The 9,580-nt window shown below is 45.7% G+C and carries 9 protein-coding genes; 5 read left to right on the top strand and 4 right to left on the bottom strand.

From position 1 onward, the window contains the following. The 4 genes from HMPREF1548_RS29780 to HMPREF1548_RS01800 form a co-directional block, all read right to left on the bottom strand. Window positions 1-546: hypothetical protein (locus HMPREF1548_RS29780; protein ID WP_021633961.1), on the bottom strand; the 546-nt coding region annotated here is incomplete at its 3' end. 42 nt (window positions 547-588) lie between these two features. Continuing rightward, window positions 589-1,323 carry a DUF975 family protein gene (locus HMPREF1548_RS01805; RefSeq protein ID WP_021633960.1) on the bottom strand — a complete coding sequence of 245 codons (735 nt, stop codon included), beginning with the start codon at window positions 1,321-1,323 and terminating at the stop codon, window positions 589-591. A gap of 27 nt (window positions 1,324-1,350) precedes the next feature. Beyond that, the gene (locus HMPREF1548_RS29295; RefSeq protein WP_021633959.1) at window positions 1,351-1,512 is read right to left on the bottom strand and encodes a hypothetical protein; all 162 of its coding nucleotides are present in this window, start codon (window positions 1,510-1,512) and stop codon (window positions 1,351-1,353) included. Then, entirely contained in the window at window positions 1,496-1,939 is a 444-nt protein-coding gene (locus HMPREF1548_RS01800; protein ID WP_025490355.1) for a hypothetical protein, read from the bottom strand. The genes HMPREF1548_RS29295 and HMPREF1548_RS01800 overlap by 17 nt, the downstream gene beginning before the upstream one ends. 429 nt (window positions 1,940-2,368) lie before the next feature. Here HMPREF1548_RS01800 and HMPREF1548_RS01795 point away from each other — a divergent pair, with 429 nt between their 5' ends. The 5 genes from HMPREF1548_RS01795 (at window position 2,369) to HMPREF1548_RS01775 (ending at window position 9,489) form a co-directional block, all read left to right on the top strand. Then, window positions 2,369-4,804 carry a Tex family protein gene (locus HMPREF1548_RS01795; protein ID WP_021633956.1) on the top strand — a complete coding sequence of 812 codons (2,436 nt, stop codon included), beginning with the start codon at window positions 2,369-2,371 and terminating at the stop codon, window positions 4,802-4,804. A 279-nt stretch (window positions 4,805-5,083) separates the two neighbouring features. After that, window positions 5,084-5,674 (top strand): hypothetical protein, encoded by a 591-nt coding sequence (locus HMPREF1548_RS01790; RefSeq protein ID WP_021633954.1) that lies wholly within the window; start codon window positions 5,084-5,086, stop codon window positions 5,672-5,674. Between the two features lie 36 nt (window positions 5,675-5,710). Then, window positions 5,711-7,297 (top strand): helix-turn-helix domain-containing protein, encoded by a 1,587-nt coding sequence (locus HMPREF1548_RS01785; protein ID WP_035320652.1) that lies wholly within the window; start codon window positions 5,711-5,713, stop codon window positions 7,295-7,297. 322 nt (window positions 7,298-7,619) lie between these two features. Next, window positions 7,620-8,579, top strand: a complete 960-nt coding sequence (locus tag HMPREF1548_RS01780; protein ID WP_021633952.1) for an ABC transporter permease — start codon at window positions 7,620-7,622, stop codon at window positions 8,577-8,579. Window positions 8,580-8,592: 13 nt separating this feature from the next. Further along, window positions 8,593-9,489: a carbohydrate ABC transporter permease gene (locus HMPREF1548_RS01775; RefSeq protein ID WP_021633951.1), complete on the top strand. Its 897-nt coding sequence runs from the start codon at window positions 8,593-8,595 to the stop codon at window positions 9,487-9,489. Window positions 9,490-9,580 lie beyond the last annotated feature (91 nt).

The raw sequence follows: 9,580 nt of genomic DNA, 5'->3' as shown, positions 1-9,580 counted from the left end.
ACCGCCCCCGCCAAAAACGGAACAGCCCTGATGTTTGCGGTACAGCAAGACCAGAAGCGTCTCCACCATTCCCCGGACAGTCGTCCTGTAATGTCCCACTCTGTCTGTCAATTCCCCGATTATCATCCGGATAAGCTCCACCTCCTCACAAAACCGCTCCCCTGACAGAAGCTTGGAAAAATCCGTATACTGATACCAGGTAAATTCACTGGGAAGCCCGTTGGGATAAAAAGGAGCCAGAAGCTGTTCCGGATTAAAAAAAAGATAACTGCACGAAACCTCACCCTCCTGCGGCGGAAAAAAAGAACCATGCGTAAAGAAGGGAGGAAGAAAACAGATATTCCCCGGTGAAAGGGAAGATACCTGATTCTCCAGATTCCAGGTCATGGTTCCGCTCTGACAGAACGCGATTTCAATGCAGTTATGAAAATGAATAAAATCTATCTGCGGCGTCGTGGATTTAACCTCCATCAAAAGAATTGGAAAATCCGCGGCGAATTTGTACTCTCTGTAAGTGACAGGAAGGTTCCTGCTGCAGGAAGTCATAGGAAATCCCCCTTAAAACAATTACGCCCCCAAAAGCGTGTTTTACTGATTATGCCTGTTCCGATAGCTCATCAGCTCCAGATAAAAATTAGCGGATGCAGTATTCGCATATGGAATCACAAACAGCAGACCGATCCCGCAGGTAAGCAGCCCCAGCAGATAAAGCGGGATAAAGCTTACAGCCAGATAAAAACGCCGCCCCTTGCTTCCCTTCATAATCTTCCGGCTGTACCGCAGGCACTCAATTGCCGAAAACTCCGGAAAATCCAGGCAAACATAAAAACTCTGGGAATACTGCAGGCTGATAATAGTTCCACCCACCAGCCCGATCACAAACGTAATGGAAAACACCAGTATCATTACGGACACCGAAACATCAACAAAACTGAAAATAGCCATACAGATAAAAAGCGGTACAAAGAAAACCAGACAAAGCAGCAGCTGAAAAAGCTGGATCAGAATCGCCTTATCCGGATGGTTCCCAAATCCATAAAAAACATCGCTGATCTTGATATTCCCCCCGCAGCACACATTCAGATACATGTAAGTCTGCCCCGCAAGGAAAATACCCATCAGCAGCTGCAGCAGACACTCAATCACGAACTGCACCGTCAGCCCCGTCATAGTCCTCGTATTCAGTGAAAACGTCGCCATGAAATTAATCATCGTCATAATCACTTCCACCACAAGAAACGCCGGAACCAAGGTCCCGTATTTCCCCAGCATCTGCCCCTTTGCCTTAGCCTTCAGCTCCGCTGAAGATGCATGTCTGTCCATATGTAAATCTCCTTCTGCATTCAAAAATCAAAAATATCCATAATAGCCCAGCTGCCTGAACCATAACTGATAACAATCCCGTTCCCGCACAGTTACTGCAAAACACCGCCGGCCCACGTACCCTTCATCCCCGTAAAAAATCCGCCTGGATAAAGCAGCGCCTGCAACCGCTCTAATGATACCCTGCATCCTCCTGAATCTGCTCCCACATATCATCAAAGCTCTCGCCATAAAAATACTCCGAATACTGATTCAGCTGATCGTGAAACTCCTGCTTATAAGAAGGATTCGTAAACAGCATCACGAAAAAACTTCCAACCACAACCACATTCACAACCATCCCCAGAATCCCCGTCAGCAGCCCGACTTTGGCATTCGGGAGCATAGCCTTATCATTCCCCTTGGAAAGCAGGCTCAAAATAATCGAAAGCCCCCCACAGATAATCGGCGGATACACCGTTGCAAAAAAAGCGCTGATAACGGCAATAATCCCCAGCACCATGGAAGCCGTAGCAAAGCTGCTCCCCGGATGCCGCGTAGGCGGCGTATAATACGGAGGATACCCCGACCCATTATTCTGATAAGGCGGCACCGGCCCATTATTATAGCTATCCATAAAATTCTCCTTTATCAACTCATACCATATAACATAAGCTGTTTCTATTTAACCTGTAAAACCTACAAACCCTACGGATGCTATTGTAGCACGTTTCCCCTACCAGCACAAATGAAAAAACTATGAAATCCCCACACATAATCCCCACTTCCTCATTCTGCCCCATACCCTCAAACCCCTGCCCGCCGCCCCGGTGACGCAGTCTGCAGGAACACAACCAGGACGCGGCAAAGCAGGACATGGAGGGGAAGTTTCCATTCCCCCTTGAAATCGGGGGGACATTTCCACTATAATAAAAAACAGGCACTGCAACGCAGTAAAAGTAGTTTGTAACTGTAAGGGCGTGAAAAAGCTATTCAGTTACGGTAGTTCAAAGAAAGGAAAACCCCCGGCCTCCCACAGGCGCCAGGGGAAAACAGAAAAATAACCATGGATATTACAGGCAAACTGACAGAAGAACTCAAGGTAGAGCGCTGGCAGGTGGAAGCCGCAGTCAAGCTTATTGACGAAGGCAACACCATCCCCTTCATTTCCCGTTACCGCAAGGAGGTTACAGGCTCCCTCAACGACGAACAGCTCCGTGATCTCTACGAACGACTGAATTACCTGCGAAATCTGGAGGAAAAGAAGGAACAGGTTCTTGCCAGCATTGAAGAACAGGGAAAACTGGACGAAGAGCTTAAGGCCAGGATCCTGGCGGCCGAAACACTGGTAGTGGTGGAGGACCTTTACCGCCCTTACCGCCCCAAACGCAAGACAAGGGCCAGCGTGGCCAAGGAAAAGGGCCTGGACGGCCTGGCACAGTTCATTCTCGCCCAGGAAACTGACCGCCCCCTGGAGGAAGAAGCAGCCAGATACATCAGTGAGGAAAAGGGTGTGGAAAGCGCCGCGGACGCTCTGCAGGGTGCAAAAGACATTATCGCGGAGGCAGTTTCCGACGAAGCCGACTATCGAATCTATATCCGCAGCATCACCTTTGAGGAGGGAAAAATCACCAGCACGGCCAAGGATGAAAAAGCCGCCAGCGTTTATGAAATGTATTACGCTTATGAGGAACCGTTGAAAAAGGCCGCAGGCCACCGCATCCTCGCCCTCAACCGCGGAGAGAAAGAAAAATTCCTCACCGTAAAAATCCAAGCCCCGGAAGAGCGGATTCTCCGCTATCTGGAAAAAAAGGTAATTACGAAAGAGAACCCTGTCACCAGCCCTGTTCTCCGGGAAGTGATTGCAGACAGCTATAACCGCCTGATCGCTCCTGCCATCGAAAGGGAAATCCGCAGCGACCTTACGGAAAAAGCGGAGGACGGCGCCATTTCCGTTTTCGGAAAGAACCTGGAACAGCTCCTCATGCAGCCTCCCATCGCCGGCAAGGTGGTGCTGGGCTGGGACCCCGCCTTCCGTACCGGCTGCAAGCTGGCGGTGGTGGACGCTACCGGAAAGGTGCTTGACACGAAGGTGATTTACCCCACCGCCCCTCAGAACAAGGTGACGGAAGCCAAGGCGGAACTGAAAAGACTGATCAAAAAATACAATGTATCCCTGATTTCCGTAGGTAATGGAACGGCCTCCCGTGAGTCCGAGCAGGTGATCGTAGACCTGATTAAAGAGCTGGACACCCCGGTCCAGTACATTATCGTCAACGAAGCCGGCGCGTCCGTTTATTCCGCAAGCAAGCTGGCCACCGAGGAATTCCCCAACTTTGATGTGGGACAAAGAAGCGCCGCTTCCATTGCAAGACGCCTCCAGGATCCCCTTGCGGAGCTGGTAAAAATCGACCCCAAATCCATCGGCGTCGGACAGTACCAGCATGATATGAACCAGAAAAAGCTGGGAGAAGCCCTCAGCGGCGTAGTGGAAGACTGCGTAAACCGCGTGGGCGTGGATCTGAACACCGCCTCCGCCTCCCTGCTGGAATACATTTCCGGCATCTCCAAGACAATAGCCAAAAATATTGTGGAATACCGTGAGACAAACGGCCGCTTTACCAACAGAAAGCAGCTGCTTAAGGTAGCCAAGCTGGGTCCTAAGGCGTTTGAACAGTGCGCCGGTTTCATGCGCATTCAGGACGGTGATAACCCGCTGGATGCCACCAGCGTCCATCCGGAATCCTATGAAGCGACCATGAAGCTTTTAGACAGGCTGGATCTGACCATGGAGGATGTGAAAAAGCTGCAGGCGGAGGCAAAATCCGCGAAAGCCGCTCTCCGCCAGCAGCCCGCCGCCCCTCAGGGCCGCGGCCAGAAGCAGAAGCCGCAGAACCAGAAAAATATCGTCATCCGCAACACTAATACCGCCATGGGAAAAGCCCTGGCTGCGGCCATGGGCGGCGCGGTGCTTCAGGAAGAGCCGACTAAAGACGGAACCGCCACTGGCAATTCCCGGAATGTCACAGGCGGGTGCCCCGGCCAAACTGACGCCTCTGCAGGAATGACAGCTTCCGGAAGTCTGGAACGTCGTGTACTTGACAAGAAGAAAATGGCGGAAGAATTGGGTATCGGTGAAATTACTCTGACAGATATTCTCAAAGAGCTGGAAAAGCCTGCCAGAGATCCCAGAGAAGATATGCCAGCGCCCATTTTAAGAAGCGACGTGTTGGATATGAAAGATTTAAAACCTGGCATGATCCTCAAAGGAACCGTCCGCAATGTCATTGACTTCGGCGTTTTTGTGGATATCGGCGTTCATCAGGACGGACTGGTGCATATTTCAAGGATTACCGATCGCTTCATCAAGCATCCTCTGGATGCAGTGAGTGTTGGGGACATTGTAGATGTAAAGGTTTTAGATGTAGATTTGGCAAAGAAGAGAATCTCCCTGACCATGCGCCTTCATCAGGATGTACAGAAGGATCATAATAAACAGTAAGAAATAAGAATTACAAATGCTGCAGCAGGAAAATATTTATGCTGCAGCATTTTTGACGGTGCTCATTTCTAAAGGCGTAGACAGGAAACTCATTGTGATATTTGCAGCAAACTGTAGTTATGTTAAAATAAGAAGAGCTGGACAACTGGCTGGAACGCCAATATTATAAGTATAGACAGCCTTTTGAAACGAACCGGACAGCTGTGGGCACAAAAACGGTAATATAGCAATAACAGAAGATGCGGCTATGGCGATATAGGGAAAGCGGGGAGACGGAAAATGAAAAAGGATAAATTATTCAGGCAGTATTTATTATCCTATCTTTGTATATTTCTAATACCCTTACTTATTCTTTTTGTGGTGATATATGGAAGAACGATCAGAACCATAGAACAGGGAACCTTGAAGAACAACAGAGCGGCGTTGCAGCGTGTTCAGGCAAATATTGAGGTTCAGCTGGACCGTCTGGAGAATGCGAAGGATTATCTGGGCGCTGATGCGGTTTCAGCGAGAGGAAATTTGAATGAGGATGCCGTGAAAGCGATGGAGATTCAGGAAATGCTGAGAGCAGAGCTTGCGATGACCCCGTTTGTATATGATGTCATATATTATCAAAAAGCGGATGGCCATGTAATCGGCTCCCGATCTTCCAGTTCGGTAGACAATTATATTAAATACATGTACCATTACCTCGATATAGATGAAAATGAGATAAAATACCGTTTGGAGAAAATGGAGGAGCCATCCTTCTGGCCTGCGCAGGATGTGAAGCCGATATGGGAAAATCAGATACGTCTGTTGACCTGTGTCCTTCCCTACAGGACACCCTATGGGAAAGTGGCAGGTACTCAGCTTGTTTTTTTGTTTTGAGAATCTATCTTTACTTCTCTAATGGAAGAAGCATATATGGACGACGGAGCAGTCTATATTATCAATGAAACGGGTGAAGTATTGACCTTTGTAGGAAGCCAGGAATTGATGCATCTTGCCTGTGTTCCTGATAAACAGGAAATAATCATCGCATCATCAGTGGAAGAAATTTCTCTTGACGGGATTACTTATGCAGTAAACAGCATCAATTCAGACAAATATGGCTGGATATATGTATCCTTAATTCCAAGAGTGGACATTACGAGACAGACAAGAGCACTATGGTATTATATTCTGCTCGCAGTAGTGATGGCAGGCGTTGTGAGCGGAGGGTTCATTTTTTACTTCATGAAGAAGAATTTTATACCGATCTATAACCTGAAGGAATATGTAAAACAGGTCGTTACAGTGCCTCAGATTGAGAAAAATGATATCGGAACGATCCGACAGGTAATTCAGTTTTTATCGATACAGAATAAGGAACTTCAGGATACGGTGAAACAGCAGGAAGCGCACTATCTGGAGAGTCTTCTCCGAGAGCTTTTTCATGGCTCAAATCAGCAGGAAAGTATGCTGATTAAAGAAGGGGAAAAGGTTGGACTGGTTTTTAACAAGGCTAAATATGTAGCTGCTGTTTTTCAGCTTGATATGCCGGGTGGCAGGGAAGAGGAGATCCGTGCTGTTTTTGAGGACATAGCCCCCAAAACTGTGACAATTTATCTATATTTCGGCCCCGGTAACGGAACGCTGAATATTTTAGCCGGGTTTGATCCTGGGAAAGAGAAATATACGACGGATTTTTTGAAACAGACCATGGAAGTGCTCAGCCATGGCAGAAAGATACGATGCATGGCGGGACAGGGAAGCGTGTGTGTTTCTCTTATGGAGATAGCAAAGTCCTGGAAGGAGGCATTGGAAGCTTTAGAGTATGGCGCGGTTACTGGTTATGGCGTCTACAATACTTATCAGGTTGTCTGCGGCCGGAAGAAGAACTGTTATCTGGATTATTCCAGACTACATTCCGCCGTCCTTCGCAGGAAAAAGGAAGAAGTGGAAAATGTGCTTGAACAGATGGAAACGACTTTGTTGGATCCGGAGCTGTCGCTGGAATCCATCAGACGCAATTGCCAGGCGATGGTATTTACTCTGGAGAGTTCCTTCCGCGAGTTGTGCCGGGGAAATAAAGAAATGATTTGGAAGAATCCGGAATGCAGTACGGTGCAGGAATTATTCCAATGGGCTAAAACAGTGAGTGCAAATTTTGTGGAACAACTGAAGGATCTGCAGGAACCGGATATGTTGGCAGAGATCATATCTTATATACAGAATAATGCAACAAGCTATGAAATGACTGCTTCTGCAGTTGCCGAACATTTTTCCATGTCAGTGTCCTATCTGAGCCAGTTTTTTAAGAGCAGACAGGGATGTACGGTTTTAGATTATATAACAGGTTTGAAAATAGAGGCGGCAAAGGGAATTTTGATTACGACAGACGTTACTATCAGTGAAATAGCGGATCAAGTGGGATATGGCAATCAGAAGAGCTTTATGCGTCGTTTCAAACAGGTTACGGGAATGACTCCTGGGGAGTACAGAAAATATTACAGGCGTCAGGAAGAATAGCATAATAAACAAAAGGGTTTACAAAATAACCTCTGCGGTAGACAAAAAATAGAAAAAAGGTCTGCTACAGGGGTTTTCTTTTACTTTTTTTATATTATTGGCAATAATTGGCGCTAAAAAAATGGGACTTAATTAAAAAATGGGACTTATAAAGGACTTTGGAAACCCAGAAAAAAGCCTTGGTATGGGAAAAATATAAAAAGAGCACAAAAAATAAGCCGATGAACCTGCTAAAATAATGATAATTGTTAAATAGAGACAGAAATTATATAATTCTTTTTGTCAAGTTGAACAGGAAAAATGAAAGGAGAGATGCTTTGTTATGAAAAAAGTGGCAAAGAAAATAGCTACATCGCCATCCTCTAAAGGAAGTTTCTTTCAACGATTGAAGTTTTCTTTGAAACATCATTATGAATTGTATATCCTGGCTCTTCCGGCATTCCTTTATGTATTAATTTTCAGTTATCTTCCTATGTATGGGATACAGATTGCTTTTCAGGATTTTTCAATTGCCAAAGGGTTTTCGGGTAGCAAATGGGTTGGACTAAAACATTTTGTGAAGTTTTTTAATTCTTATCAGTTCTGGCCTACTTTATGGAATACCGTTTCCCTGAGCTTTTATGGCTTGGCGGCAGGTTTCATACCACCGATTGTATTGGCGTTGATTCTGCATCACGTAAGGAATAAAAAGTTTGGCAAAGTAGTGCAGATGATTACTTATGCGCCGCATTTTATTTCCGTTGTTGTGCTTGCCAGTATGCTCCGCCTGATGCTCTCTCCTTCCAGCGGCGTTATCAATACGTTGATCACTATGATGGGAGGTGAAGCGGTTGACTTTATGGGATCAGCCAAGCTGTTTCCTCATATCTATGTGTGGTCTGGTATCTGGCAAGGGATGGGATGGGGAAGTATCATTTATCTGTCGGCGCTATGCGGTATCAGTCCGGAATTATATGAAGCGGCAAAGATTGATGGTGCAAATGAACTACAGAGAATAATTCACGTAGATATTCCCGGAATTGCGCCTACTATTGTAACAATGCTGATTTTAAACTGTGGAAGCCTGATGTCGGTAGGGCTTCAGAAAGTGCTTTTGCTTCAGACGCCATTGAACCTGGAAGCTTCAGAGATTATATCTACCTATGTGTATAAATCAGGTATTCTTAGCAGCCGTTACAGCTATTCGGCGGCGGTAGGACTGTTTGAATCGGTAGTGAATGTCATTCTTCTTGTCACGATGAATACCGTGTCTAAGAAAGTATCGGAACACAGTCTATGGTAAGGGAGGCGTAAAAATGAAAAAGACCAGATATAAGAGAACCAGAGGAGATATTATTTTTTCGGCAGTAACGAACCTCATATTATTGTTTTTGTTGGTCGTTATGCTTTACCCATTGTATTTTATTGTAATTGCGTCTTTCTCCTCACCGTCGTTAGTCAATTCTGGACAGGTTGTTCTGTTGCCGAAAAAACTTGATTTTGCAGGATATCAGAGAATTTTTGAGTTCGGCCGCGTATGGCACGGATATTTAATGTCCATTTTCTATACGGCATTTGGCACCCTCTTGAACTTATTTTTAACTTTTACCATTGCCTATGTGCTTACCAAAAAGGATTTTATGCCGAGAGGATTTCTTATGAAATTCCTGATGATAACTATGTTCTTTGGCGGCGGTCTGATTCCTTCCTTCATCCTGGTACAGAAGTTGGGCTTATATAATACGCCTCTGACTCTGGTATTGCTGGGAGGCATCAGCGTCTATAATGTAATTGTGGTGAAGTCAACGTTGGAAAGCTCGATTCCCTATGAAATGTATGAGGCAGCTGCAATTGACGGTTGCGGACAGATTGTATTTTTTACCAGATTTGTCATTCCATTATCAAAGGCTATTATTGCAGTTATGACGCTATTTTATGCAGTTGGGCATTGGAATGATTTTATGACGGCATTGATTTATACTAATGACCGCACGCTGGAACCTTTACAGCTGGTTCTGAGAAACATATTGATTGAGGGAGAGCTGCTTGCCAATGAAAATGTTGACCCAGATCTGGTACTTTTGCGCCAGCAGCAGGCTGAGTTAATGAAATATGGACTGATTGTTGTATCCAGCGCACCGCTTTTGGTAGCTTATCCTTTTGTACAGAAATTCTTTACGCAGGGAGTTATGATCGGTTCGGTTAAAGGATAATTTGTTTTAATAACAAATATAAATAAGTAAAATACGGATAGCAATAAAAGCTGTTACGTATAATGATCTCTCGGAATCTTGATTGATCATG

This window comes from Clostridium sp. KLE 1755, from assembly GCF_000466465.2.
In the GTDB taxonomy this organism is placed as follows: Bacteria; Bacillota; Clostridia; order Lachnospirales; family Lachnospiraceae; genus Eisenbergiella; species Eisenbergiella porci.
The sequence above is the reverse complement of the archived record's forward strand: the minus strand, read 5'-3'. Positions and strand labels throughout refer to the sequence as shown.

Excerpts from the sequence above, each read along its gene's own strand:
- HMPREF1548_RS01780 (WP_021633952.1), top strand. The coding sequence starts at position 7,620 with ATGAAAAAAGTGGCAAAGAAAATAGCTACATCGCCATCCTCTAAAGGA.
- HMPREF1548_RS01785 (WP_035320652.1), top strand. The coding sequence starts at position 5,711 with ATGGACGACGGAGCAGTCTATATTATCAATGAAACGGGTGAAGTATTG.
- HMPREF1548_RS01805 (WP_021633960.1), bottom strand. The coding sequence starts at position 1,323 with ATGGACAGACATGCATCTTCAGCGGAGCTGAAGGCTAAGGCAAAGGGG.
- HMPREF1548_RS01790 (WP_021633954.1), top strand. The coding sequence starts at position 5,084 with ATGAAAAAGGATAAATTATTCAGGCAGTATTTATTATCCTATCTTTGT.
- HMPREF1548_RS01800 (WP_025490355.1), bottom strand. The coding sequence starts at position 1,939 with ATGGATAGCTATAATAATGGGCCGGTGCCGCCTTATCAGAATAATGGG.
- HMPREF1548_RS29295 (WP_021633959.1), bottom strand. The coding sequence starts at position 1,512 with ATGCAGGGTATCATTAGAGCGGTTGCAGGCGCTGCTTTATCCAGGCGG.
- HMPREF1548_RS01795 (WP_021633956.1), top strand. The coding sequence starts at position 2,369 with ATGGATATTACAGGCAAACTGACAGAAGAACTCAAGGTAGAGCGCTGG.
- HMPREF1548_RS01775 (WP_021633951.1), top strand. The coding sequence starts at position 8,593 with ATGAAAAAGACCAGATATAAGAGAACCAGAGGAGATATTATTTTTTCG.